This window comes from Gluconobacter oxydans (assembly GCF_006539685.1).
GTDB classification, from domain to species: domain Bacteria; phylum Pseudomonadota; class Alphaproteobacteria; order Acetobacterales; family Acetobacteraceae; genus Gluconobacter; species Gluconobacter oxydans.
Genome location: NZ_BJNM01000026.1, coordinates 1 through 26,473, shown reverse-complemented (window position 1 = coordinate 26,473; position 26,473 = coordinate 1). Strand labels below are relative to the sequence as shown.

Here is a 26,473-nt window from a genome sequence, read left to right as displayed (position 1 = left end):
GAACACCTAGGGCCAAGGCATTTTACGGTGGCCTTCTGGGCTGGACCTTTCAGGACCGCCCTGTCTCCCGCGGGCATTACGACGAAGCCCTCGTGAACGGGCATGTCGTAGCCGGTCTGGTCGAGCGCCCCCTGCCCGACACCGACAACCCACCCCATCCGCTCTGGCTGCCTTTCATTTCAGCACCGGACGTCTCCGCACTGGCGAAGTCGTCGCGTCAGTGGGGCGCCAAGGTGCTGTTCCGCCCGACCATGATCCAGGGCCGGGGCGAACAGGCCATCATCGCCGATCCGCAGGGTGCCCTCTTTGCGAGCCTGCATGCTCCGCATGGCGATCCGAACGATACGGATCCTACGGTACAGGGCGACTGGATCTGGAATGCGCTTCTGACCTCCACGCCGTCTGCCAGCGCGGGGTTCTACCAGAAGCTCTTCGGCTATCAGGTCGAAGCCGCGCCGGCGCCTGACACCAACCAGCGTTATATCCTTGAATCGCAGTCCGTGGCCCGGGCAACGGTCAATCCGCTCCCACCGCGTCTGCCGCCGAACGCGCGGGCCCGCTGGCTCAGCTTCGTGCAGGTGGACAGTGTGGGCAGTGCGGCCGAAAAAGCTGTGCAGCTTGGGGGCCGCGTTCTGGTGGAGCCGCATCTCGATCACCAGAACAGCATGATCGCCGTCCTTGCCGATCCGGCAGGCGCCGCCTTCGGCGTCATGGAGTTGCATGACACCGGCCTGACAGGAGACGCGAAATGATCCGTCGGACAACAAAGACCTTTGCCCGCATTGGCGGTGTGCTCTGCCTGCTCGGCATGCTGTCCGGCTGCGTCGGCTATGACGGGTATGGTTATGACGGTTACGGCGGCTATGGCGGCGGTGGCTATTATGGCGGCTACGACACCGGCTGGGGCGGTGGCTGGGGTGGCGGCTGGGGCCCGGGCTATGGCGTCGGTCCCTATCGCGGCCGTGGCCCTGGCGGTGGACGCGGACCTGGCGGGCGTGGTCCCGGCGGTGGCGGCCCGGGTGGCGGAGGCCATATGGGCGGCGGCGGTCATGGTGGTGGCGGCCATCACTGACGCCCGCGCGTCTTTCGGAGCCTGAGGCACCAACGGGGGGAGACGGAGTTCCGTCTCTGCCCGTCCTGTTTTCAGGAAGCGGCGCGATCCCCGCGCCCGGCCCGTTCCAGAGCCGCGATCTCGGCCATGATTTCCCCGTTCTGGATCTTCAGGGCGACATCTGCCAGCGGCCCACCCGCTTCTAGAGCCGCCGCCGTAGCGCTCCAGCGCTCACCGGCCTGCGCATCGCCCTCACACAGCCCGGCAGAGATATCGAAACGAAGCAGGGTCGCCTCGCCGCTCAGCCGGCGCAGCGCCCGCAACAGGGCGTGGGCCTGCGTCGCGCGTTCTCCAACGGCGGATACACCCCCCAGAACGGGCAGCGAACCCCGGGCGAACTCCGCGCGCGTCGTATCGATGCCGGCCTGACGCTGGATGCGGTCCGTCATGACGGGATCTTCCCGTTTCAGAACGGCCGCCAGATAACGCAGATTTCCAACCACAGCCGTCTGCAACAGGCCATCCATGTCCTGGCCCCGGCGCTGCGGGCAGACGATGAAGGCACAGAGCAGCCCGATCACGCTGCCGAGCGTGTTGTCGAGCATCCGCATCCACGCCACGCCCTGCGACGGCATGATCATTTCCGTCACGACGATGAACTGCGCGCTGATGAACACGACGAGCATGGTGTAGTTGACCGCCCGCATGGCGATGGCACCGATCACGAACACCGCCACCGCCGCCAGCATCTGGGCCGAGCCCGGCAGGAACGGCGTCAGCAGCAGCGCCAGGACGCCACCGCCCACGGTCCCGAGCACACGCTCCAGCGCCCGCACCAGCGTTGTCTGTCCGGATGGCTGGATCACCAGCAGCACCGCCACCAGCGCCCAGAACCCGTAATCAAGTCCCAGCCACCAGGTGGTCATGTAGGTCGCCAGCAGACCGACCACGAGGCGCAGCGTATGCTGCCAGATCGCCGGCGTCAGCCGGGCGACATGCCGGGGCAGTTCGGCATCGAATGGCAGGCGCTCCTTTTGCGCGAGCCCTTCGGCCAGCGTCCCCAGTGTCCGCGCACTTGTCGCGACCAGTTCCCCGATCGGTCCCGCCGTCGCGGGAATGCTCCCCGCAAGCGCCAGCCCCTCAGAGGCCAGATGGCCAAGGTCCGGTGCGGGGTCGAGTGCGGCGTCACTGGCATGCTGGCAAAGCGCGGAAAACGCGGCGAGCGTCCCGCGCGCCTCGAAGTCCAGACCGCGTGTCTCGACGAGATGCTCGACGGCCAGCATCGCGGTAAACAGGCGCTCCGCCCCGGCCAGGGACGCAATCAGACGCCCGCGCATGCCATAACTCGCATGCCCGGCATCGATCTGAAGCGCCATCCCGCGCGCACGCTCGATTGCCGTGCGGACGTTCTGCCGGTGCACGGTTTCCTGAAGCCGTCCCGCCGCGATCTCGCCCGCCATGACCGACAGCAGCCGGTAACAGCCCCCCACGGCCCGCCGCGCGGGTGCATAGGGATGCAGCGGCCAGATGACGAGACACAGGAGCGTGGCCCACAGACCGCCCCCCCCGAATGCCCCGCCAATGACAAGAGCATCCTGAAGTCCATGGGCCGGGAACCCTGTCCCCGCGAGCATCACGCAGCCCAGAAGCACGCAGAGCAGCGCCATGGACGGCGTCAGCGCGCGGGCCATACCCACCAGCAGGCCTGTCAAGACCAGCCAGGGCAGCACGCCCCAGAGCGGATACACGGCGATGAGGGAGGTCACGCCGCCGAGGATCGCGCCGGCCACCGTAAACAGGCCGAGGATGCGGAGCTGTTCGCGGGCCGTCCCGCCCGGCTCGATCAGGCAGCTCCAGAACGCCGCAAACGCAGCCCAGGCCAGCACGGCCTGATGTTCATAAATTGCGGGAAGAAGCGCCACGACCGTGGCGACCGCGGCCCGGCTCCCTTCGGCCGGAGCGATCTGCTCCGGACTGACAGGGACCGAGTGCCGCGCCAGAAACTGCGTCAGAAAGTCGAACGGCCTGCCCCGATTCAGGGCAGGCCGGGACGACGGACCAGAGGAGAGAGGGTCACGGACCATGTCTCAGCGACCGGTCAGGATACGCTCCACGAGCTGGCCGACCGTCGGGACAAAGCCGTTCGCGTAGAATGGATCCGTCCCGAAGCGCCACGCATTCGTGCCGCCAAACATAAGGTTGTGGTCCATGATCACATCATCATCCGCTCCGGGCGGGATGTGGGAAATGGTCTGGAGCGTCTTCTGGATGCAGAAGGAACGCGGGTCAGCCTTCTGGCCTGTCGTATACGGCTCTTTCTGCATCCAGTTGGAGAAGCGGCACTGCGACAGGCAGCCCATGCAGGCCGTCTGGTCGGCCAGGATCTCACGCGCGCTTTCCGGCGTCACGAAAACCAGCGTGTCATCCGGTGTGCGCAGGGCCTCGGTGAAGCCGGCGGCTTCCCATTCGGCAATCCGCGGACGATCGGCCGCCGGCACGAAGACTTCGCGCTTGCGGGCACCGACGCCGTAAGACGCCTCATATCCGTCACCGGATTCCTGACTGTACGGCACCTGACGCTCGGAGCGGTCGCGCAGATCGTTCAGGAAGCTGTTTTTGACGGCCGAGGAGTAGAACCCGGTCGGGGAGAAGCGGTTGAGATACACATCCCCCTTCTTCAGCGTCAGGAGACGGCGCTTCCAGGCATTGGGAATCGGGCTTTCCTGCGTCAGGAGCGGACGGGTTCCGAACTGGAACGCGATCGGCCCCAGCTCCGGATTGCCGATCCAGTCCTGCCATTCCTCAAGATGCCAGACGCCACCGGCCATGATGATCGGCGTTTCGCCCAGACCATAATTGCGCATGACGCGGCGCAGTTCGAGAACGCGCGGATAGGGATCTTCCGGAGACAGCGGATTTTCCGTGTTGGAGAGGCCGTTATGGCCACCCGCACGCCACGGATCCTCGTAGACAACGCCACCCAGCAGTTCCGGAGCCTTGCTGTAGGCACGGCGCCACAGGGCGTTGAAGGCGCGCCCCGAGGACACGATGGGGTAATACGGAATGCCGAAGCGCACCGCGATGTCGGACAGGCGATACGGCATGCCCGCACCACAGGTCACGCCATGTACCAGTCCGGGAGCCCCTTCGAGGATCCCGATGATGACTTCCTCGGCCCCGCCCATTTCCCACAGGATATTGACGTTGATCCGGCCCTTGCCGCCCGAGATGTCGTGGGCAATTTTCGCCTGGGCAATGCCGCCGTCGATCGCGTAGCGGATCAGCTCCTGCTGGCGCTCGCGGCGCGTGCGACCGTGATAGATCTGCGGAACGGGATTGCCGTCCTGATCGTAGCTGTCCGCATTGACGGCCGAGATGGTTCCGATCCCGCCGGCGGCAGCCCAGTGTCCGGCCGAGACGCCCGTGGAGACGGAAACACCCTTGCCCCCTTCGATCAGAGGCAGCACATCCTGACCACCAAAACGGAGGGTATCAATAGATTTCATGGGGACTGGCTGTCTCCGAAACTCAGAAAAAAAAGGCGGGGCCTTGCGAGCCCCGCCCCAACACTCATTCGGCGTCGCGACGGGGCGGACGGCCAGGCTTGGCCCCCACACTCTCCGTAATATCGGCGCCCGTGGCCTGATCGACAACCCTCATCGAGAGCTTGACCTTGCCGCGGTCATCAAATCCGATGACCTTGACCTTCACGGCATCACCCTGCTTGACGACATCGGACGTCTTCGCAACGCGGCCTTCAGCCAGTTCGGAGATGTGAACCAGACCGTCACGCGGGCCGAGGAAGTTCACGAACGCACCGAAATCGGCAGTCTTGACGACCTTGCCCTCATAGATGCGGCCGATTTCCGGCTCGGCGACGATGCCTTCGATGCGGGCGATGGCCTTCTGGGCCTGCTCGTCATTCGAAGCAGCGATCGTCACGGTGCCATCGTCACCGATATCGACCTTCGCACCCGAATATTCGACGATCTCGCGGATCACCTTACCGCCGGAACCGATCACGTCGCGGATCTTTTCCTTCGGCACGGAGATCGTGGTGATCTTCGGAGCATTGCCCGAAACCTCGCCACGGCCTTCCGTCAGGGCCTTGGCCATTTCGCCGAGGATGTGGATACGGCCTTCACGGGCCTGCTCCAGAGCGATCTTCATGATTTCCGGCGTGATGGACGTGATCTTGATGTCCATCTGCAGCGCGGTCACGCCGTCAGCCGTACCGGCCACCTTGAAGTCCATGTCGCCGAGGTGATCTTCATCACCCAGGATATCGGACAGCACGGCGTAACCACGGTCTTCCTTGATCAGACCCATGGCAATGCCGGCAACCGGACGTGGCAGCGGAACGCCGGCATCCATCAGGGCGAGCGAGGAGCCGCAGACGGTTGCCATGGAAGACGAACCGTTGCTTTCCGTGATCTCGGAAACCACACGCATCGTGTACGGGAAGGCTTCCTTGCTCGGCAGCAGCGGGTGGATTGCGCGCCATGCCAGCTTGCCGTGACCGATTTCACGACGGCCCGGAGAGCCCATGCGGCCACACTCACCGACCGAATACGGCGGGAAGTTGTAGTGCAGCATGAAGTTGGAACGATATTCACCTTCCAGCGCGTCGATGATCTGCTCGTCCTGACCCGTGCCGAGCGTTGCGACCACGAGGGCCTGCGTCTCGCCACGCGTGAACAGGGACGAACCATGGGCGCGCGGCAGGATGCCGACTTCGGCCAGGATCGGGCGGACCGTCTTCAGGTCACGGCCATCGATACGGATGCCCGTCTTGAGGATGGAGCCACGAACGACCTGTGCCTCAAGCTCCTTGAGCATCGGCTTGGCGAGTTCGACGTCCAGACCTTCGTCGGCCAGGATCTCGTTGATCCGGTCCTTGGCTTCGGCGACCTTCTTGTAACGAGCCTGCTTCTGACGCTCCTTGTAGGCGTCCGCCATCAGCTTGTTGCCGACCTTCTCGACGCGCTTGCGAAGAGCGATTTCTTCCTTCGTCAGCGACGGCAGATCCCACGGTGCCTTCGCAGCGTGCTCGGCCAGCGCGATGATGGCATCGATGACCGGCTGGAAGGACGTGTGACCCAGCGTGACGGCTTCGAGCATCGTCTCTTCCGAAAGCTCGCTGGCTTCGGATTCAACCATCAGCACGCCTTCGGCCGTACCGGCGACCATCAGGTCGAGCGTGCTATCCTTGATCTCGTCATGCGTCGGGTTCACGACCAGCTTGCCGTCGATGCGGCCGATGCGCGCGCAGGCGACCGGGCCGAAGAACGGAATGCCGGAGAGCGTCAGCGCAGCCGAGCAGCCGATCAGCGACACGAGGGCCGGATCGTTCTCGTTGTCGTAGCTCAGGACCGTTGCGGTGATCTGGACTTCGTTACGGAAGTTCTCCGGGAACAGCGGACGGATCGGACGGTCGATCAGACGTGCGTTCAGGACTTCGGCTTCGGACGGACGGCCTTCACGCTTGAAGAACCCACCCGGGATCTTGCCGGCGGCATAAGCCTTTTCCTGGTAGTTGACCGTCAGCGGGAAGAAGTCCTGTCCCGGCTTGACGCTCTTGGCGCCAACGGCGGTGCAGAGCACGACCGTGTCGCCATACGTGATCATGACGGCGCCGTCTGCCTGGCGTGCGACCTTGCCGGTCTCCAGGATCAGGGGGCGTCCGGCCCATTCGATTTCCTTGCGGAAATAATCAAACATGCATGTTTTCCCAAATTAAGGATGACACCATCCCCGGGCGTCCGGCAGGTGGCGGAGCAGCGTTTCGGACGGCATGGCGGTGATGACGGGAAGCCCCCGACATGACACCATGTGGCCTGAAACGCCGGTCGCGCACCCGCACCGCCGGACAGGCGATGGCGGGGTGTCCGGGAGCAGGCTCCCGGACAGATCTAGCTCAGCGACGCAGGCCGAGACGCTCGATCAGGCTCTGGTAACGGGCCTGGTCCTTGCGCTTCAGATAGTCCAGCAGGCTACGACGCTGACCGACCATCATCAGAAGACCACGACGGGAGTGGAAGTCCTTCTTGTGGGTCTTCAGGTGCTCGGTCAGGTTGACGATACGCTCGGACAGGATTGCAACCTGCACTTCCGGCGAACCCGTATCCGTCTCGCTCTGCTTGTACTCAGAAATCAGTGCCGTGCGGCGTTCTGCGGTAATCGACATCGTGTTCTCCAAAAAACTCGTGGTTTTCCAGCATACGCGCTGCCCTGAGCCGCCCATGACGGACATGACACAGACCCAGCACGTGCTCTCCGATCATCGCGCGCCACAGGTGGTCTTCCCCCTGCGACGATGCCGGCAGAGGATGCACGAGGTCCGCGGGGTCTATCGACTGCCCCCAGACAAGCATCCTTCCCTCCGCATCGGTGACGGCCAGCGCCGGGATGTCGACCAGCGCGGTCGCCGCATCCAGCAGAGGAGCCGGAAGAGCATCGGCGTTGTCCACAGTTTGAGTCGATTTGTCCAGTGATATCTGATCGATCGTCAGTGCGTGGCTCAGATCGAACGGCCCGCACTTCGTCCGCCGCAGCACCGAAATATGCCCGACCGTTCCGCAGGCCAGCGCAATGTCACGCGCGAGCGAGCGCATATAGACGCCCTTGCCTGACTGGACGTCGAAGACGGCCGTATTGGCGTCCGGACGTTCCACCAGCGTTATCGAATCGATCCGCGCCGGACGCGGCGGAAGTTCAGGCGGCCGGCCGGCCCGCGCCATGTCATAGGCCCGCTCTCCCCCGACCCGGAGTGCCGAAAAAACTGGAGGCACCTGCATGACATTACCGGTGAGTGCCGGCAGAACAGCACGGATCTGGTCATCGGTCGGACGGTTCGGAGATGTCGCCAGAACCTCGCCTTCAAGATCATCCGTCGTCCGGCTTTCACCGAAAGTCAGGGTGAAGCGGTAACGCTTTGTCGCGTCCATGATGTAGGGAATGGTCCGGGTGGCCTTGCCGAACGCAATCGGCAGCACACCGGACGCCAGCGGATCGAGCGTTCCACCATGACCGGCCTTTTTCGCATCAAAAGCCCATCGCAGCTTGTTGACCATATCCGTGGAGGTCGGCCCCAGCGGCTTGTCAAGAATCAGCCACCCGTCGATATCGCGTCCACGTTTCCTGCCCATACATCCCGTCCTTGCTTTTGAAGGCCGCTGATAGACCAGCAGGGGGCCGGAATGCAAAAACGCCCCTCACCGAAGGTGAGAGGCGTTTTCTGAAAAAGTCACTCGGGCTTGGAGTTCAGATCCCGCTGAACTTCCGGAGACCGCATGATCTCGTCGAGTTCCATGGCGTTATCCAGCGCCGTATCGGGCTGGAAGTGGATCTCCGGCACCGTCCGGAGATTGAGAGCCTTGGAAAGCCCCGTTCTCAGGAAAGGCGCCACCCGCTTCAGGGCGGGCAGAAGAACCTCCACATCGCTCCGCCCCAGACGCGTCACGAAAGCCGTGGCATGTCTGAAATCCGGAGAGATGCGGACTTCCGTCACCGTAATTCGCACATCCAGGAGTTCCGGATCGCGGAATTCGGTCCGAGCGAACAGCTCCGCCAGAACCCGGCGGACCTCTTCGGCCACCCGGAGCTGGCGGGTGCTGGGCCCGTGAGCGGAGACGCCCGCGGGACCTTTCACGTCATGTCTGGAACGGGAGCTCAAGCCGGGATCACTTCCATTTCATAGCACTCGACCATGTCGCCTTCGCGCAGGTCATTGTAACCCGCGAAGGACAGACCACACTCGTAACCGCGGGCCACTTCCTTGACGTCATCCTTGAAGCGCTTGAGCTGGCTCAGCTCGCCCTCATGAATGACCACGTTGTCACGCAGCAGACGCACGCCACAGCCGCGCTTGACGAGACCTTCGGTGACATAGCAACCCGCGACCTTGCCAGTCTTGGTGATGTTGAACACCTGACGGACCTCTGCGTAGCCGAGGAACTTCTCGCGATGCTTCGGCGCAACCTTACCCTTGACCAGCTGCTCCACGTCATCCGCCACCTGGTAGATGATCGAGTAGTAGCGGATGTCCACACCCTCGCGCTGGGCCAGTTCACGGGCCTGCGTGGTTGCACGGACATTGAAGGCCACGATGATGGCGTCGGACGCCTTGGCAAGCTGGATGTCGCTTTCAGTGATCTGACCGACACTGGCGTTCAGGACGCGGACAGCCACTTCCTCATGGGCCAGCTTCTGCACGGTCGTGGAAATGGCTTCCGCCGAACCCTGCACGTCAGCCTTGATGAGAAGGGCAACTTCCTTCTGCACACCGGCCTGGATCCGGGCCAGCATCTGATCAAGGGTACCACGGGCAGCAACCTGCGAGGCTGCTTCCTTCTCCTTGATCTTCCGCTGACGGAACTCGCTGATCTCACGGGCCCGCGCATCGTTTTCGACAACGACGAACGGCTCACCCGCACCCGGCACACCCGTCAGGCCGAGCACTTCGACCGGCATGGACGGACCGGCTTCCTTGACCTGACGGCCACGGTCATCGAGCACCGCACGGACACGGCCCCATTCGGCACCGGCCACCACGATGTCACCCCGGCGCAGCGTGCCCTTCTGGACGAGAAGGGCGGCAACAGGGCCACGTCCACGATCCAGACGGCTTTCGATCACCACACCTTCGGCCACGCGATCCGGATTGGCCTTCAGATCCAGCATTTCGGACTGGAGCAGGATGCACTCTTCGAGCTTGTCCAGACCGATCCGCTTCAGAGCCGAAACCTCGACGTCCTGGGTGTCGCCACCCATTTCCTCAACCACGATCTCGTGGTTCAGCAGTTCCTGACGCACGCGGTTCGGATTGGCACCCGGCTTGTCGATCTTGTTGATCGCCACGATGATCGGAGCATTGGCCGCCTTGGCGTGCTTGATGGCTTCGATCGTCTGCGGCATCACACCGTCATCCGCAGCCACCACCAGCACCACGATATCCGTCACCGATGCACCGCGGGCACGCATGGAGGTGAAGGCCTCATGACCCGGCGTATCGATGAAGGTGATCTTCTTCCCGGACGGCGCCGTGATCTGATACGCGCCGATATGCTGCGTGATGCCACCGGCTTCACTTGCAGCCACATCCGTGGTGCGCAGCGCATCGAGCAGGGAAGTCTTGCCGTGATCGACATGACCCATGACCGTGACGACCGGAGCACGGGGCTTCAGATCGTCAGCGTTGTCTTCAACACCCTCGATACCGATTTCAACATCGCTTTCGGAAACGCGCTTGATGCGGTGGCCGAATTCCTCGACCACGAGTTCGGCGGTATCGCCATCGATGCTCTGCGCGGCCGTGGCCATGACGCCCATCTTCATGAGCGCCTTGATGACTTCACCCTGACGGGCCGCCATACGGTTGGCCAGTTCGGCGACCGTGATGGTCTCCGGAACAATGACGTCACGGACGACGCGGACCTGATCGGAGCGCAGACGCTCCAGCTCGGCCTGACGACGCTCGCGGTCACGCTGGCGACGGACCGAAGCCAGCGAACGCGTCTTGTCGTCATCACCTTCGATCGCGGCGCGGACGTCGATGCGACCCGAACGGCGATCGCTGCCGCCACCCTTGCGGGACGGAGCGGACGGACGACGCGGCGGGGCCGGCGGAGCGCCCGGACCGCTGCGGCGCGGTGCGGGACGACGCTCGTCGTCACCACCGGCGGCAGCGCCGGAACGCAGATGCAGCGTCTCGTTGTTACGGGCCGGCGCAGCAGCTGCCGGACGGGACGGCTGGACCGGACGCGGCGGCATGATGGCACGCTCGGCGAGCGGACGCAGACGCTGGACCGGAGCAGCAAGCTGCACGCCGCCGGTCGAATGGCTGCGCGGATCGAGCGGAGCCGAACGTGCGGCTTCCTCGGCCTCGCGTGCTGCTGCTTCGGCAGCGGCCTGCTCGGCAGCACGGGCCGCAGCTTCAGCCGCAGCCTGTTCGCGGGCAGCCTGCTGCTCGCTTTCCTTCAGAGCCGCGATTTCCGCAGCCTTCTGTTCGCTGATCAGACGCTCTTCCTCGGCGGCGCGACGCGCGGCCTCGGCGGCAGACATGATCTGGATCTTTTCTTCCTCACGCCGTGCAGCCTCTTCGGCCGCAGCCTTGCGCTGCAGCTCGAGGGCGCGCTGGCGGGCTGCCAGTTCGGCTGCCGTCAGGGCACGACCACCCGCACGGCCACCACGGGCCGCCGCACCGGCACCCGGGCCAGCCGCATTGCGCTTGGGCTTGCGGACCTCAACCTGCACGACCTTGGAACGGCCATGGCTGAAGCTCTGACGCACGGAGCCGGCATCCACAGTACGCCCGACCTCCTGGCGTCCAGCAGGGCGAAGCGACAGGCGGCTGCTTCTGGTCTGTTCGCCGCCCTGTGATGGGGTGTTGTTTCCGTCCTGATTGCGCTCGTTGCCGTCGCTCATAGTTCCGCCTGTTCCTTACTGACCCCTGCGGGGTCTGGGAGCGGACGTCCTGCCACTCCCGAAAATCTCTCATGTTCGGCGATCAGGCGCTGTGCCAGCGCTCCTGGCGCCATCACCGCATAGACCGCCCGGTCCCGGCTGAACGCCGATTCCAGGACCCGATCGGGAACTGTCACCACCGGCAGAGAACGCCGGCCCGACACCAGTCTGGAGAACTCGTCCGGGCTTGCACTTTCCGAACGGATCACCACCCCTACCCTGCCTGAAGTGAGCCACTCCCGGCATTTCTGAAACCCGCAGACCGTCTGACCCGCCCTGCGAGCCAGGCTGACTGCGTCCAGCATCCGCTGCACCAGCGCGGCCTCGACCAGATCGGCCAGGCCGTCCGGTACGATCACCTGGGCTTTGGCTGCTCTGGCAAAAGCCTGTCGTGTGCGGGCGCTATCTAACACATCCCGGCTGGCACTCAACCACATTCCCCGACCCGGAAGTTTTCCGGCGAGGTCGGGAACAACCCGGTTATCCGGGCTGACCACGAAACGGATCATGCCTTCAGGCGGCTTCTGCTCTCGTGTAACGATGCATCGCCGCTCCGAGCCGCGACGCCCTAGAGCACCACGAACGGGACCATTATCAGTATCAGAAATATCAGACGTCGGTCGACTCCCCGTCACCATTTTCGGGCTTTGCCGAGTCGGCTTCTTCACCATCGAACCAGTGTGCACGCGCTGCCATGATGATCTCGTTGGCGGCATCTTCGTCGATGGCCTCCTCACCGAGGATCTCCACCAGCTCGTCACCAGCCAGATCCGCCAGATCGTCGAGCGTCTTCACACCCTTCTCACCCAGCGTCACCAGCATCTGGTTCGTAAATGTTCCCAGCTCGGCCACGTCATCCGTGACACCCAGCGCCTTGCGCTGGTCGTCCAGGGCCTGTTCCTTGCTGGCCAGATAGTCGTTAGCGCGATGCATGAGCTCTTCGGCCACGCTCTCGTCAAAGCCTTCAATATCGTTCAGCTCGCCCGGATCGGTGTAGGCCAGTTCCTCGATCGTGTGGAAGCCTTCCGTCACCAGCAGGCCTGCAATCACGTCATCGACGTCCAGCGCCTCGACGAACTGCGAGGAGCGCTTGCGGAACTCTTCCTGACGACGCTCCGATTCCTCGGCCTCCGTCAGGATGTCGATGTCCCAGCGTGTCAGCTGGCTGGCCAGACGCACGTTCTGGCCACGGCGACCGATGGCGAGCGAAAGCTGCTCGTCCGGCACCACAACTTCGACGCGGCCGGCTTCCTCATCCATCACCACCTTACTGACTTCAGCCGGGGCCAGCGCGTTGACGACGAAGGTCGCAGCCTGCGGGCTCCAGGGGATGATGTCGATCTTCTCGCCCTGCAGTTCGGCCACGACAGCCTGAACGCGGGAGCCGCGCATACCGACGCAGGCACCGACCGGGTCGATTGCCGCATCGCGGGAAATCACGGCCATTTTGGCGCGCGATCCCGGATCACGGGACACGGCCTTGATCTCGATGATGCCGTCGTAGATTTCCGGAACTTCCTGCGCGAACAGCTTGGCCAGGAAGGCCGGATGCGTGCGGGACAGGAAGATCTGCGGGCCGCGCGGCTCGTCACGCACATCATAGATGTAAGCGCGGACGCGGTCGGAATTGCGGAAGGATTCGCGGGGGATCAGCTCGTCGCGACGCAGCAGGGCTTCCGTATGGCCGATCTCGACCATGAGGTTGCCGTACTCGGTACGCTTGACCGTTCCGTTGACGATCTCGCCCACGCGGTCCTTGAACTCGTTGTACTGGCGCTTGCGCTCGTACTCGCGCACCCGCTGCACAATGACCTGCTTGGCCGTCTGCGCTGCGATACGGCCGAAATCGATCGGGGGCAGCGGATCGACCAGATGCTCGCCGGCCTGGATTTCCGGCTGGAACTTGCGGGCGATGTGCAGCGGGATCTGGGTGTCCTCGTTCTCCACATGCTCGACCGCTTCGGTCCAGCGGCTCAGACGGACTTCGCCCGTCTTGCGGTCGATCGTCGCACGGATGTCCTTTTCATGCCCGTACTTCGCGCGGCCAGCCTTCTGGATGGCCTGCTCCATGGCTTCGAGCACTTCCTCGCGGTCGATGTTCTTCTCGCGGGATACTGCATCGGCAACCAGCAGCAGTTCGGGACGTGTAACAGACGTGTCCATCAGATCGGACCTCCAGCCAGCATGAGACGGGTCATCACTTTTTCCCCGGCTTCTTCGGATTCAGTTTGGGCGCCTGGCGCGCTTCCCCGCCATCTTCCCCTTCGGAGCTGACCCCTGCAAGGGCAGCGCTCGCTTCGATCAGCGCATCGGTCAGGACCAGACGGGCCTTGCGGATGTCCACCAGCGGCAGCACAGCCTCGGTCCCGTCATCCAGACGGATGATGGCATTGCCGTCCCGTGCGCCCATGACGGTGCCCGAGAAGCGGCGACGGCCGTTGAGCGGTACGTCCAGCTCGGCCTTCGCCAGATGGCCGGCGAATCGCTCCCAGTCCTTGGCGCGCGTCAGCGGACGGTCGATCCCTGCGGACGAGACTTCCAGCATCCACGCACCGGGGATCGGATCGTCAACGTCCAGGATGGCGCCGGCAGCGTGACTGATCTGCTCGCAGTCTTCCACCGAGATCAGGGAGCCGTTCGCACGGTCCGCCATGATCTGGATCGTCGGGGTGTCGCGTCCCAGAACGGATAGACGCACGAGCTCGTAGCCCAGATCGGCCAGCGTCGGTGCGATCCGCTCCGCAATGCGGGCTTCCAGCCCCGTGAGATGGGGCAGTTCGATGTCGGAAGAGGCGTTCTGCTGAGACAAGACAAAAAAGGCGGCCCGTCAGGGCCACCCCCCAAATGAGCGGAAGATGAATGGAATGTGCCTTATGTAAGTCACCTCCCCGCAGGACGCAAGAGGAACGCAAATCCCGTTGTTCCTGAAGCTCTTATCCATTGGGCGAGTCGAAAGATTTGTTTACATTCCCATATCTCGAAAGCCCTTGTCTTCGGACGCCGTCGGGAGTGAGATGGTTCTGAAATGACTTCCCAGTACGAGCCCCGTCCAGAACCGCGCGCCCAGCCGCTGCCCTCCGAACCGGCATCCCGCAGCCGGGCGCTGCGGGGCGGAGGCGGGCTGATCGCTGCCCTGACGGTCGGAGCCGGGGCCTTTTTCTACACGCATAATACAGCCGCGCCCCCCGTCCCTGCGGTCGCACCGCCGTCCCAGAGCACACCAGCCGTGCCGGCTGCCCAGACCGCCGCGGTCCAGCTTTCCATGCTCCCCCCGGCGAAGGCTCCTGCCGCCCTCGCAAAGAGCGGCTTCAGCCCTGCCGACCGCGCCCGCATTCTCGCGGCGGTGAAGGATGGCAAGATGCGGCTCGTGGAAATGCCGGTGCTGGATGCATCGGGCGCAGTGGGCCAGACCATTGACGTTACGGTCTCGGGTCTGACACAGCGCGTCGTCCTGACGGGCAAGTTCCAGCATCTGGTCATTCCCATTGTCGAAGCCGGGCAGATCCTCATCGCACCTGTCAGCATGCCGCATGCCCCGGCCCTGACCATCGGAGCGCTGACAGCCCTCGGTCCCGAAGCCCTGCCCGCCCTGATGACGCTCGACCAGCGCGTCCTGCTCAACGTGATCGTCCAGTAAGGAACCGCCCCGGTGTTCAAGTCCCTCGTTCCCATGCTCAACCGGGCCATGCCGCTGATGATGGCGGCCTTCCTCATTCTGGCAGTGATTCAGGTCGCGGTCATGCTACACCTGTCGCTGAACGGGCTATGGGCCGCCATCGAATGGGGACGGCGTTTCTATCTTCCGCTGGCAGGCATCAGCGCCCTTCTGGCAGTCACGGGACTGGCGTATGAAACGTCAGCCGAAAAACTGGCGCGTCGCGGACTGCGCCGCAGGAAAGGTCTCATCATGGATGTTCTCAGCCGTCTGACAAACCGCGGAGCCCTTGAAGAGCTCATGGCCCGCGAACAGCGCGAAACCGTCATCGACGCCGACGAACTGGCCGCCTCGCTGCGCGCCCGCGTCATCGGACAGGACCAGGTCTGCGAAGACATCGCCCAGCAGATGCGCCGCCGCCTGGCGCTTCAGGTCCGCGGCAAGCCCGTTGGCATCTTTCTGCTCGCCGGCCCTCCGGGCACCGGCAAGACCTATCTGGCCAAGCAGATGGCCAAGCAGATGGAACGCCCGCTGCTGCATTTCGACATGACGCAGATGTCCAGCGCCCATGCTGCAACCCAGCTTTTCGGCTCTCCGAAGGGTTATGTGGGGTCCGACACGTTCGGCAAGCTGACCGGCGGCCTCAAGGATCATCCGGACGCCGTGGTGTTGCTCGACGAGATCGAGAAGGCCCATCCGGACGTCTTCAAGAAATTCCTCACCGCCTGGAACGACGGCCATGTCACGGAAGCCTCCACGGGCGAGCAGGTCTCCACGACCCGCGCGATCTTCATGCTGACGTCCAACGTTGCAACCGAGGCCCTGACCGAAATCGCCGACCGTCTCGCCAACGAACCTGAGAAGATGCGCGCCGAGTCGGTGGAGGCCCTGCGCAAGTCCGGCTTCGCCCCCGAGGTGCTGAACCGTCTGGACCGTATTTTCATTTTCCGTGCCCTGCGCGGACTGGATCTGGCCCGCGTCGCGGCACTCGAGATCGAGGCCATGATCGAAGGCTACGGCCTGCATGTCGAAACCGGCGGCATCGATGCCGGGGTGCTGTTCCAGGTCATGGTCAAGCAGAAGAACCTCGGCACCGGCGCGAGCGCGCGTGACCTTGTCCGCTCCATCGAGGACATGGTGAGCGAAAGCCTCATCGTCGCCCGTCAGCAGGGCGCCAAGCGCGTCCGTCTTGTCACGCAGGAGGACGGCACGGTCGTCACCGAGATCGCCAGCGATACCGAAACCCAGCTTGGCCGGGTGAGCCACTGATCCATGACGGCATTCGGACGGCTCTGGCGACGCGCGCCGCTCTGGCGCACGAGCGTGATCGTAACGGTAGGCGCGCTCGGCATGGCGGCCTTCTATCCCACCCCGGCGCTTAAAAAGGCCATGCCGTGGCTTCCGGGGCACCTGCCGGGGGCAACACCGTATAATGCAGGGTCCGGCGCGTCACAGCCGGATGGGCAGCAGGGCGCCCAGCCCGGCGGGGCTCCGGGTCTGGGAGACCAGATCGGCGTGCCCGATCCCGGCATTGCCCAGCATGGCAGCATCACCATCGCCGGACGCACCCTGCCGCTTCCCGCGGGTGACTGGCATCCAATCCTGACAGCCCGAAGCGGCGCGCATGGTGAGCTGTCCCAGCAGGTTCTGGCCCGCACGGATCGCGGTGTCGTCTCGGGCGTCATCGTGGTCCGTGCCACGCAGCAGCCCGTCCCGGCCGATCTGGCAGAGCAGCTTGAAACGCCATGTCACGACGACCGCGACTATGCGGCCCATATTTCCGACAAGGCCGGCGTGTCGCAGGAATGCAGCTATACCAGCAATGCCGTGCTCGAAAACCAGAGTGTCAGCACGGACCCGTTCATCACGGCAGCGTTTTCGCGGATGCGCACCCTGGGCTTCCCGATTCCGAGCCTGATGATCAATGTCGGCTGGTATTATGCCGCGGCCGCTGGCAAGGGCACCGCTCATATCGAAACGGTAGAGACGCTCGTCGCCCCGATCGAACATGGATCACGCCAGCTTCTGGCGCCGCCGCAGTACTGGAACAAGGCTTCGGTTCACAAAAACCCGGACGCCGCCCAGTTCATCGATGCTCTGGACCGCTGGATGATCGGCTGGTCCCGCGTCCTGCGTCAGGGATTTGACGGAACGCTGGATACCGGAACGCTCGTGCCGCCGCTCATCAACGACCCGTCCGCACCACGCCCGGCCTGAACCGAGCCGCCCAGGACGAACCGGGCACCCTATTCAATGATGCCCGGTTCCTGAAAACCCACGGCCCAGCCGCCGCTCCGCCATCCGCGCCAGCCGCACAAACGGCAGCCCGAGCAGCAGATAGGCCAGACCGACCATGATCCCCGTTCCGAAATAATCGTAATAGGTTGAGGACAGCCGCACATAGGTCTGGCTCAGTTCCGTCAGCGTGATGACGGAGACGAGTGAACTGTCCTTGAGCAGCGAAATGAAGTCGTTGGTCATGACGGGTACGACGGTGCGGAACGCCTGCGGCACGATCACGAGACGCAGCGCCTGCCAGTGCGTCATGTTCAGCGCAATCGCCGCTTCCATCTGCCCACGCGGCACGGAAAGCAGACCGGCGCGGTAGTTCTCCGCTTCATAGGCCGCGTAATTCAGGCCCAGCGACAGCACACCCGCCATGAATGGTGACAGACGGATGCCGAAAGCCGGCAGTCCATAAAATATGAACAGCACCTGGATCAGCAGCGGCGTTCCGCGCACGACTTCAACATAGACGCCTGCAACAAACCGCAGGGGAGCTGCGCCATAATGCCGGGACAGCGCCAGCAGAAGCCCAAGTGCCACGGCCAGAACCATGGCGAGTGCCGACACCGCCAGCGTCATGAGCGCTGCCTGCCCAATCAGTGGCAGGAAACTCACATAGCGCCGGACCAGAACATGCCAGCCGCTGCCAGTCGTGTTCGCCATGGCCTGCCGGTAGTGGTCCCATTCCGTCGGTGCGATATCCGGCTGGCTGTTATCGCCTGTGTAATTCGCCATCAGAGGCGTCCAGAGGTTCCAGCGCTCCAGAATACGATGCAGCGTCCCGTCCTGGATGATCTCGCCCAGCGCCGCATCCACCTGATCACGCAGCGCGCGGTTCTCCGGTGAGAACGCGATCCCGTATTCCATGCTGCCGATCGGCTCGCCCACGAGCTTCATGTCCGGGGAGATGCTGCCATAATACAGCGCAATCGGCGCATCGAGCAGGATCGCATCCAGACGCCCATTCCGCAGATCCGAGAACGCATTCGTCTCTTCTTCATAGGAGCGCACGTTCGAGCCACCCTGCCGGCGCAGCATCCGCTCCGCCGTGGTGTCCTTGATCGTCCCGATAGTATGGCCCTTGAGGGCGTCCATCGTATCCAGACCGTTCTGGTCGTGTCGGACGATGATGCGCTCGCTCGTCACATAATAGGGCCGTGAGAACAGGACAGCCGCCTTGTGCTCCGGCGTCATTTCGATGCCGTCGAGCACCATCCCATACAGACCGCGAGACAGACCGGGGATCAGGCCGTCCCAGTCATTCTGGATGAACTTCACCTTCCGGTGCATCCGTGCGGCGATCTCGTTGACCAGTTCGTACTCGAAGCCGGTCATTTGGGATTCATGGGCAGGATCGTGGAAGACGTAAGGCACATTCGCCTCACCGTCCGACGCCCAGAGCAGCTCCTGCGATGCAGCGGGCGCGTCTGCCAGCGCGATGGAAACGGAGCTGATGGCAAGCGCCAGCAGAAGTGCGAAAAGTTTTTTCATCACAGCAGCGTCCGCAGGAACCGGCGTGTCCGTCCCTCCTGGGGGTTGGCGAACATCAGGTCCGGATCACCGCTCTCGACGATTTCCCCACCCTCGACAAACAAAACACGATCCGAGGCCGCGCGCGCGAAACGCATGTCATGCGTCACCACAAGCTGCGTCATGCCCTCGTCATCCAGCGCCCGCATGACGGACAGCACTTCCTCGGAGAGTTCGGGGTCCAGCGCGGATGTCGGCTCGTCATACAGCATCACGGACGGCTTCATCGCCAAAGCGCGCGCAATGGCCGCGCGCTGCTTCTGACCACCTGAAAGACTGTCCGGATAGCGGTCCTTGACGGCCGCAAGCCCGACCTTTGCCAGAAGTTCGCAGGCGATGGACTGCGCTTCATCGCGCGACATTTTCTTGACCTGGATCGGCGCCATCATGACGTTGTCCAGCACCGTGCGGTGGGGGAACAGGTTAAAGGCCTGAAACACCATGCCGACATGCGACCGCAGCTTATGCGCCTCGGCCTCGTTGGCGCGGCTCCAGTGCTTTCCCGTGCACGCGACCGTCACATCCTCGATCCGGACAGAGCCCGCATCCGGATGTTCCAGAAAATTGAGGCAGCGCAGGAACGTGGACTTGCCACATCCCGAAGGCCCGATCATCGAGATCAGTTCGCCGCGCTCCACGTCGAGCGACAGGCCCTTCAGAACCTCGTTCCCACCAAAGGACTTGGCGATACCACTCGCCTGCAGCACCAGATCAGCCAGTTCCGGAAACCCTCGAAAAAAGAGATGCACGATCACATGACCGCGCAGCCCTCATAACGGACCTGCGCCAGTGTATCGAGACCTTAATACAGTGCGCGGCACAATTCATACGATCATCATATTCGGTGCACCTCGCCCGCGGCCCTTGCGAAGCACGTCCGCAGGGTCTCTAAAACAGAAAGACACACACCGGGACAGAGCCGAACCCGCGCATGAGACCCTTTGATGACCAGCCCGTCTGACTTCCCCACGCCCCCCGTCCCCGGACGACTGCTCGACGTCGAGGACGTCACGGTCTTCCGCGGAGACCGGCTGGTTCTCGACGGCGTGTCGCTGACGCTGGATGCCGGGGATGCCATGATCCTGACAGGCCCGAACGGGGCGGGAAAATCCACCCTCCTGCGCACGATTTCCGGCCTGCGTCGCCCCGATTCAGGGGAAGTCATCCGTTATGGCGACCTGGCGTGGCTCGGCCATCAGGATGCGCTCAAGCCCGGACTGACGCTGGCGCAGAACCTGGCTCTGGCTGAAAAGCTCGGCACCAACAGTCTGTCTGATGCCCTTGAGGCTCTGGACCTCACCCATCTGACCGATCTTCCGGCACGCCTCCTGTCTTCCGGGCAGAAGCGCCGCGCCGCTTTTGCCCGCGTCATGCTCTCCGGCGCGCCGCTATGGCTGCTCGACGAACCGACCGTCGGGCTGGATGTTGCCAGTATTGAACGCCTCGGTGCCGTCATGGCAGCCCATCGCGCAAAGGGGGGGGCCATGATCGTCACGACGCATGTCCCGCTTCCCCTCGACAATACCCGTTCGCACGAGCTGCCCTCGCTCGCACATGTAGAGTCCTTCTGGCTGTCATGACCGCTTTTCTTGCCCTGATCGACCGTGACCTCCGTCTGGCCTTCCGCTTCGGCGCCGACACGCTGGCCTCGCTGCTGTTCTTTATCCTGTGCGGCAGCCTATTCCCGCTGGCTCTCGGGCCGTCGCCGGACCTGCTGCGACACATGGGACCAGGCATCATCTGGGTCTGTGCCCTGCTCGCCTGCCTGCTTCCTTTGGACCGCCTGTTCGGAGCCGAACTCGAAGATGGCTCCCTCGACCTGCTGATGCTGACCGGCCCGGCCCCGGCTGCCGTGGCGTTCGCCAAGATGGCGGCACACTGGCTGACGACCGGCCTGCCGCTGCTGATCGCCAGCATCCCGCTCGGCATCATGCTCGGCGTCAAAGGCTCGGAACTTCCGCTTCTGCTGCTCGGCCTTGCGATGGGCACAATGTCCCTCTCGCTCCTCGGCGGCATGGCAGCGTCAATCGTGCTTGGCGCGCGCCGCGGCGGTGTCCTACTGCCACTGCTGGTTCTGCCACTCGCAACGCCTGTGCTGATCTTCGGAGCGGCCTCCTCCTATGCCGGACAGCTTGCAACATCCCCCGCCGCCAGTCTGGATCTGCTGGGAGCGTGCCTCTTCGCCTGCCTGCCGCTGTGCCCCCTCGCCGCCGGACAGGGGCTGAAAGCCGCCGTGGGCTGAAGGACGTGTCATACATTAACAGGTTGTCATCCGCAGGCCTTTGACGACATGACTCCTTTGTGAAACGACTGGACCATATTCGTTTCATATTGAGATCATCGTCATGCCCAAACGCCCTTCGCTCAGAAGCTCCCTTTTGTCCTGCGCAGCCCTGATGGGGCTGGGCCTCGGCGTCGCTCAGGCCGAGCCGGGCTATCTGCGTGAACCCTCGATTTCCGGCCAGACCGTCCTGTTCAATGCCGAGCAGTCCGTCTGGAGCGTCCCCCTCGCCGGCGGTCAGGCCCAGCGTCTGACAACCGTGCCGCAGGGGGCCAACGCCATTGATCCGCACCCCGTCATTTCCCCGGACGGCACCCAGATCGCGTTTGCCGCCAATTTCGACGGCCCGACCGAAATCTATGTTATGCCCCGCAGTGGCGGCACGCCCCGACGCCTGACCTTCGAGAACGTCGCGCGGCTGAAAATCATCGGCTGGGACGCCCATGCCGGCATTCTCTACGCCGCCCCCGCCGCCACGGGGCCGTATTACACCCAGACCGTCACAGCCATTGATCCAAAGACCAGCGCAAAACACGTCTTCCCGCTCTCCGGCGTGAATGATGCCGCCCTCAGCCCGGACGGACGCTGGCTCTATGCCGTCCGCTTCGGCTTGGCCACGACTGGCGATCACATGCGCGCCTATCGCGGTGGCGCCCTGTCCCAGCTCTGGCGCTTTGATCTTCAGAACGGCAAGGAAGCCGAGCGCATCGGCACGCATGACGCCAATCTCATCCGCCCGATGCCCTGGCGCGACCGGCTGATCGTCATTTCCGACGAGAACGGTCGCTACAATCTCTGGAGCCTCGCCACGGACGGCACAGACGCAAAGCAGCTCACCCATTTCACCGATTACAGCGTCCTCGAAGCCTCCATTTCCGGCGACCATATCGTGATGCGCAAGGGCGCGGACCTGTTCGATTTCAATCTGGCGAGCGGCGAGACCACCCCCATCAAGGTGGACCTGACCTCCGACAACCTGCCCCGCAGCCCGTACTGGCTGGAGAAGCCCACGCGCTTTCTGACCGCCTCGGCCATCTCTCCCAAGGGTGAGACCGCTGCCTTCACCATGCGGGGCCATGTCGTCGTCGCAGGGGCTTCGCCGCGGCGCGTCGTCGTCCTCGCCACCCCTGACAATGTGCGCCTGCGCCTCGCCCAGATCACGCCGGATGGCAAATCCGTCATCGCCTTCAGCGACGTCAACGGCGATTCCGCCCTGTGGCGCTTTGCAGCAGACGGCAGCGGCAAGGGCGAGGCCATCAGCCAGCCTTCCCCGACCGAACCCGTGATCCTGTCGCTCTCGCCGGACGGAAAATACGCTGCCCATACCGATCTTCTGGGCCGGCTGTGGCTGACGGACCTCTCCACAAAGGCCGACAAGCTCGTCGATAACGCCACACAGGACGGCACCAACGTCTTCGACTCCCTGTCATGGTCCTCGGACGGGCATGTTCTGGCTTTCGTGCGTACCCGTGGTGCGAACCTGCGTCGTCAGATCGCGCTCTACGTCCCCGCCACCGGCCAGACGAACTGGGTCACGGACGGACGCTACGAATCCTATACGCCGAGCTTCTCTCCGGACGGGAAATGGCTGTGGTTCCTTTCGGACCGCACCTTCTCGCTGTCCAATGGTTCGCCCTGGGGTGACCGCAATATCGGCCCGGCCTTCCCGAAGCGGACCGGCATTTACGCCCTGGCTCTTCAGGCCGGAGAACGCTTCCCGTTCCAGCCCGCCACCGAGTTGGACCCAGCGGACAAAAAGCCCGATGCCGACAAGAAAGATGACAAGAAGAAGGACGGCGACAAGAAAAAGGCTCTCCCCGCCATTGAATGGGCTGGCCTTGCGACACGCCTGTATCAGGCTCCGGTCCCGGCCGGCGACTATAGTGGTCTCGGCGTCTCTGACGAGTATCTGTTCACCATCGACAGCTCCGGTTCAGGCGATGGTCCGGGCGATCTGAAGTCGATCCATATCGACAATAACGAACACAAGATCGAAACCTACGCCGCGAAGATCTCGGATTTCGACATCACGCCCGACGGCAAGACCCTGCTGACTCTCAGCCGCAAGGGCAAGAATGCTCCCGATCTGCTCCTGACGCCTGCGGGTGAAAAGCAGCCCAAGGAACTGGCGGGCAAGAAGATCGAGCTCGACCATCTGCGCCTGCGGATCGATCCCGGTCAGGAGTGGTCAGACGAGTTCGTGGATGCCTGGCGCCTGCACCGTGACCATTACTATGACCGCGACCTGCACGGCGTGGACTGGGAAGCCGTGCGCGCCCATTTCGCGCCCTTAGTGGACCGCCTCGGGGACCGTGCGGATCTCGACGATCTGCTCGGCCAGATGGTGGCGGAAATCGGGGCCATGCACTCGCAGCTCCACGCGCCCACAACCGTCGATCAGCCCGCGTCCAGCCTCATTGCGGGCCTTGGCGCGCATCTGACGCATGAAGACAATGGCTTCCGCATCGATCACATCTATCAGGGCGACCGCGACCTCCCGGACCAGCAGTCCCCACTGGCGGCTCCGGGTGTGGATGCCCGTGACGGAGACCTGATCGTCGCCGTCAACGGACAACCCACGGCCGGACAGCCCGATCTGGGTTCGCTGCTTGCCGATCAGTCCGGAAAGCAGGTTCTCCTGACGCTCTCGCGCGCCGGAAAGGAACACAAGGTTATCGTAACGCCCGTTCCTTATATGAAAGAGCGTGACCTGCGTGCGCGGGACTGGGAAGTCGGCCGTGCGGATGTCGTCGATCGCGCCAGCCACGGAAGCATCGGCTATCTGCATCTGCAATCCATGGTCGGCGACGACATGGAAGCTTTCGCCCGCGAGTTCTATGCCAATATCGACAAGGACGGCCTGATCGTAGACGTCCGCGGCAATACGGGCGGCAATATCGACAGCTGGGTTCTGACGCAGCTCATGCGTCGCCCGTGGATGTTCTGGGGCCGCTACGGCAATGCACCTTCGGTGGACATGCAGCAGTCCTTTCAGGGCCGCCTGATCGTCCTCTCCGATGAGATGACCTATTCGGACGGCGAGACCTTCTCGCAGGGTATCAAGTCCCTGCACATCGCCCCGCTGCTTGGCGAGCGCACAGCGGGTGCCGGCGTCTGGCTGTCTGACGGGGATCGTCTGATCGACAACGGCAATGCCCGTACGGCCGAGAACCCGTATTTCGACCTGAACGGACACTGGCTGGTCGAGAACAAGGGCGTCTCTCCGGACATCGAAGTCGAAAACATGCCGGTCGCCACCTTCAACGGGCAGGACCAGCAGCTCGACGCCGCCATCGCCTGGCTCCGCAAGGACATGGCCGACCATCCGCGCCCGGTCCTCAAGCCCGAGGCCTTCCCGGTGCAGCAGCCCGCTGCCCCTCGTTAATCCTGAAAGGTTCTGATGGATCGGCAGACTGCTGATCCATCAGCATACAACGACATGCCAGCTGGCAGAGCAGTCATCAGATCTGTTGATGACTCAACAAAATCAGGTCAGACCCGATGATGAAATTTTCGTTGGCGGTTCTGGCTGCGGTTTCAGTTCTTCTATTTGTGTATGTTATATTAAATCACAGAAATATTTTCATATATAAAAGTGTATTTTCCAATATAACTCTATTATTAATAGTAATTTTTCTGTTTCTAATAATATTTTATGCTTTTTATATAATTTACCTGCTTATTTTCACAATCCAATAGAACATGATCAAATAACGGCACACTCTATGGATCAGGATTCAGAGCATCCGGTCCATGACCCTGTCCTTGCGACCATAGCGATGAAGCAGTGCTGCGATCACATGCCCGGCGATCAGCATCCCCAGAACCCATGACGAGAACTGGTGCAGCACATTCACCAGCGGCACGAAAACCGGTGCCTTGTGCGCCAGGGGCGGCAGATCGACGACCCACATCATCGGGATCGGCAGGCCGTGAACCGAACTCCGCACCCATCCTGTTAACGGCACGACCAGCATCATCGCATACAGCGCGAAATGCCCGACCTGAACCACCAGACGCTCCTCTTCAGGGATCTCCGCCGACATGGCAGGGGGACGATGCGTCGCCCGCCAGACAAGCCGCAGGACGGTTAGGACAATAATGAACGGTCCGATCTCCTTATGGATCAGCAGCAGGAGCGCCTTCTGCGGCGTCGCCGCATGCGGCATGATCCGCCCCACATAAAATCCGAGCAGCCACAGCGGAATGATGATCGCCGCCATGCTCCAGTGAAACATCCTGGCCACAAGGGAATAACGCTGGATCGGCGGAAGGGTATTGTCCATGAAACGGCAGCACTCCGGAAGAACGGTTCCGCTTTCTATAACCCGTTCCCTGGCCGGAACACACGTTGCGCCGCGTTACGGATTTTCAAGCGGGAGCAGGCCGGCTAGGACAACCTGCACGCTCTCACAGGAACATCCGACCCCATGCTGACACTGCTGTACACGCGCATTACCGAACTCGCCGCATCTCCGCGCGCCGTATGGTGGCTGGTCATTGTCGCGATGGCGGAGGCCTCGGTCTTTCCGCTGCCGGTGGACCTGATGCTCGTGCCCATGCTGCTCGCCAACCGCGAACGGGCCTGGTTTCTGGCTCTGGTCTGCACACTCGCCAGCGTCGCGGGCGGGCTGATCGGCTGGGTCCTCGGCGCGTTCCTCATGGAACATATTGGCATGCCGATCGCGCATTTCTATCATGCCGATCAGCGCATCCTGAACCTTGAGGCCATGTTCCGCCATTACGGTGTCTGGATCATTCTCGCCAAGGGCCTGACCCCTCTCCCCTACAAGTTCGTCACGCTGGCGGCCGGTGCCGCCCATTTCTCCCTGCTGCCCTTCATCGCCGCCAGCATCGTCACCCGTGGTGCCCGCTTCTTCCTCGAAGCCGCGCTGCTCCGCACGTTCGGCGAACCCATCCGCGACTTCATTGAAAAGCGTCTGGCCCTCGTCCTCTTCGCAGTCCTAATCCTGATCGCAGCTGGTATCATTCTGATCGAGATTTTTTAAAAAATAATTTATTAAATAAGCTCTCCGGGCCCTCGACACCCTTTGGAAAGGAGGTCGCAAATAGCGAAAATATTGCAATTCACAATAGTACTACAGCCTTAAGTTAATTTTTTACAATCAAAATATTTCCCACATAATCCCAGACAAATAGCGGAACCCCGCAAATGCCTCCCGAAAAAACGGTGCGCAGCCCCTAA

Annotated in this window: 22 protein-coding genes; 9 read left to right on the top strand and 13 right to left on the bottom strand. The window is 63.0% G+C overall.

Annotated features, from left to right (window positions below; genetic code table 11):
• The coding region (locus tag GOX01_RS10280) for a VOC family protein (protein WP_141259247.1) at positions 1-752 on the top strand (752 nt) is incomplete at its 5' end.
• The gene (locus GOX01_RS10275) at positions 749-1,072 is read left to right on the top strand and encodes a hypothetical protein (protein ID WP_024717148.1); all 324 of its coding nucleotides are present in this window, start codon (positions 749-751) and stop codon (positions 1,070-1,072) included. The genes GOX01_RS10280 and GOX01_RS10275, both read left to right, overlap by 4 nt.
• Before the next feature lie 71 nt (positions 1,073-1,143).
• On the opposite strand, the gene GOX01_RS10270 is transcribed toward GOX01_RS10275, so the two are convergent.
• The 10 genes from GOX01_RS10270 to rimP form a co-directional block, all read right to left on the bottom strand.
• Positions 1,144-3,135, bottom strand: coding sequence for an FUSC family protein (locus tag GOX01_RS10270; protein ID WP_011253113.1), 1,992 nt, complete (start codon positions 3,133-3,135; stop codon positions 1,144-1,146).
• A 3-nt stretch (positions 3,136-3,138) separates the two neighbouring features.
• Positions 3,139-4,557, bottom strand: a complete 1,419-nt coding sequence (locus tag GOX01_RS10265) for an NAD(P)H-dependent flavin oxidoreductase (protein WP_011253112.1) — start codon at positions 4,555-4,557, stop codon at positions 3,139-3,141.
• A gap of 64 nt (positions 4,558-4,621) precedes the next feature.
• Positions 4,622-6,772: a polyribonucleotide nucleotidyltransferase gene (gene pnp, locus GOX01_RS10260; protein WP_011253111.1), complete on the bottom strand. Its 2,151-nt coding sequence runs from the start codon at positions 6,770-6,772 to the stop codon at positions 4,622-4,624.
• 196 nt (positions 6,773-6,968) lie between these two features.
• Positions 6,969-7,238 (bottom strand): 30S ribosomal protein S15, encoded by a 270-nt coding sequence (rpsO, locus tag GOX01_RS10255; RefSeq protein WP_011253110.1) that lies wholly within the window; start codon positions 7,236-7,238, stop codon positions 6,969-6,971.
• The gene (gene truB / locus GOX01_RS10250) at positions 7,198-8,199 is read right to left on the bottom strand and encodes a tRNA pseudouridine(55) synthase TruB (protein ID WP_011253109.1); all 1,002 of its coding nucleotides are present in this window, start codon (positions 8,197-8,199) and stop codon (positions 7,198-7,200) included. The genes rpsO and truB overlap by 41 nt, the downstream gene beginning before the upstream one ends.
• Before the next feature lie 98 nt (positions 8,200-8,297).
• A complete protein-coding gene (rbfA, locus tag GOX01_RS10245) occupies positions 8,298-8,726 on the bottom strand; it encodes a 30S ribosome-binding factor RbfA (protein WP_011253108.1) in 429 nt (142 codons plus the stop codon).
• Positions 8,723-11,476 (bottom strand): translation initiation factor IF-2, encoded by a 2,754-nt coding sequence (gene infB, locus GOX01_RS10240; RefSeq protein ID WP_011253107.1) that lies wholly within the window; start codon positions 11,474-11,476, stop codon positions 8,723-8,725. Before infB ends, rbfA begins: the two co-directional genes overlap by 4 nt.
• On the bottom strand, positions 11,473-12,153 hold the full coding sequence (locus GOX01_RS10235) for an RNA-binding protein (protein ID WP_011253106.1): 681 nt from the start codon (positions 12,151-12,153) through the stop codon (positions 11,473-11,475). The genes infB and GOX01_RS10235 overlap by 4 nt, the downstream gene beginning before the upstream one ends.
• Positions 12,125-13,678 carry a transcription termination factor NusA gene (gene nusA / locus GOX01_RS10230; RefSeq protein WP_011253105.1) on the bottom strand — a complete coding sequence of 518 codons (1,554 nt, stop codon included), beginning with the start codon at positions 13,676-13,678 and terminating at the stop codon, positions 12,125-12,127. The genes GOX01_RS10235 and nusA overlap by 29 nt, the downstream gene beginning before the upstream one ends.
• Positions 13,679-13,712: 34 nt before the next feature.
• Complete coding sequence (rimP, locus tag GOX01_RS10225; RefSeq protein WP_011253104.1) at positions 13,713-14,324, bottom strand: ribosome maturation factor RimP; 612 nt, start codon at positions 14,322-14,324, stop codon at positions 13,713-13,715.
• 216 nt (positions 14,325-14,540) lie between these two features.
• Here rimP and GOX01_RS10220 point away from each other — a divergent pair, with 216 nt between their 5' ends.
• Genes GOX01_RS10220 through GOX01_RS10210 form a run of 3 tightly spaced genes read left to right on the top strand, consistent with a single transcriptional unit; the run spans position 14,541 to position 17,387 of the window.
• On the top strand, positions 14,541-15,152 hold the full coding sequence (locus GOX01_RS10220) for a hypothetical protein (protein WP_062269232.1): 612 nt from the start codon (positions 14,541-14,543) through the stop codon (positions 15,150-15,152).
• Positions 15,153-15,185: 33 nt separating this feature from the next.
• Positions 15,186-16,439, top strand: coding sequence for an AAA family ATPase (locus GOX01_RS10215; protein WP_034954447.1), 1,254 nt, complete (start codon positions 15,186-15,188; stop codon positions 16,437-16,439).
• A 3-nt stretch (positions 16,440-16,442) separates the two neighbouring features.
• Positions 16,443-17,387 (top strand): hypothetical protein, encoded by a 945-nt coding sequence (locus tag GOX01_RS10210; protein ID WP_062269230.1) that lies wholly within the window; start codon positions 16,443-16,445, stop codon positions 17,385-17,387.
• Positions 17,388-17,420: 33 nt separating this feature from the next.
• Here GOX01_RS10210 and GOX01_RS10205 read toward each other — a convergent pair whose 3' ends face one another.
• Together GOX01_RS10205 and GOX01_RS10200 are read right to left on the bottom strand one after the other, a co-directional pair.
• Positions 17,421-18,947: an ABC transporter substrate-binding protein/permease gene (locus GOX01_RS10205; RefSeq protein WP_011253098.1), complete on the bottom strand. Its 1,527-nt coding sequence runs from the start codon at positions 18,945-18,947 to the stop codon at positions 17,421-17,423.
• On the bottom strand, positions 18,947-19,741 hold the full coding sequence (locus tag GOX01_RS10200) for an amino acid ABC transporter ATP-binding protein (protein WP_011253097.1): 795 nt from the start codon (positions 19,739-19,741) through the stop codon (positions 18,947-18,949). The genes GOX01_RS10205 and GOX01_RS10200 overlap by 1 nt, the downstream gene beginning before the upstream one ends.
• 189 nt (positions 19,742-19,930) lie before the next feature.
• On the opposite strand from GOX01_RS10200, the gene ccmA reads away from it, so the two are divergent.
• The 3 genes from ccmA (at position 19,931) to GOX01_RS10185 (ending at position 24,652) form a co-directional block, all read left to right on the top strand.
• Positions 19,931-20,566 carry a heme ABC exporter ATP-binding protein CcmA gene (gene ccmA / locus GOX01_RS10195; RefSeq protein WP_062269228.1) on the top strand — a complete coding sequence of 212 codons (636 nt, stop codon included), beginning with the start codon at positions 19,931-19,933 and terminating at the stop codon, positions 20,564-20,566.
• Positions 20,563-21,228, top strand: a complete 666-nt coding sequence (gene ccmB, locus GOX01_RS10190) for a heme exporter protein CcmB (RefSeq protein ID WP_011253095.1) — start codon at positions 20,563-20,565, stop codon at positions 21,226-21,228. Before ccmA ends, ccmB begins: the two co-directional genes overlap by 4 nt.
• A 103-nt stretch (positions 21,229-21,331) precedes the next feature.
• Positions 21,332-24,652, top strand: coding sequence for a S41 family peptidase (locus GOX01_RS10185; RefSeq protein WP_034954439.1), 3,321 nt, complete (start codon positions 21,332-21,334; stop codon positions 24,650-24,652).
• 352 nt (positions 24,653-25,004) lie between these two features.
• On the opposite strand, the gene GOX01_RS10180 is transcribed toward GOX01_RS10185, so the two are convergent.
• Positions 25,005-25,553 (bottom strand): cytochrome b, encoded by a 549-nt coding sequence (locus GOX01_RS10180; protein ID WP_011253093.1) that lies wholly within the window; start codon positions 25,551-25,553, stop codon positions 25,005-25,007.
• Between the two features lie 144 nt (positions 25,554-25,697).
• Here GOX01_RS10180 and GOX01_RS10175 point away from each other — a divergent pair, with 144 nt between their 5' ends.
• On the top strand, positions 25,698-26,276 hold the full coding sequence (locus tag GOX01_RS10175; protein WP_011253092.1) for a YqaA family protein: 579 nt from the start codon (positions 25,698-25,700) through the stop codon (positions 26,274-26,276).
• The last annotated feature ends 197 nt before the right edge of the window (positions 26,277-26,473 follow it).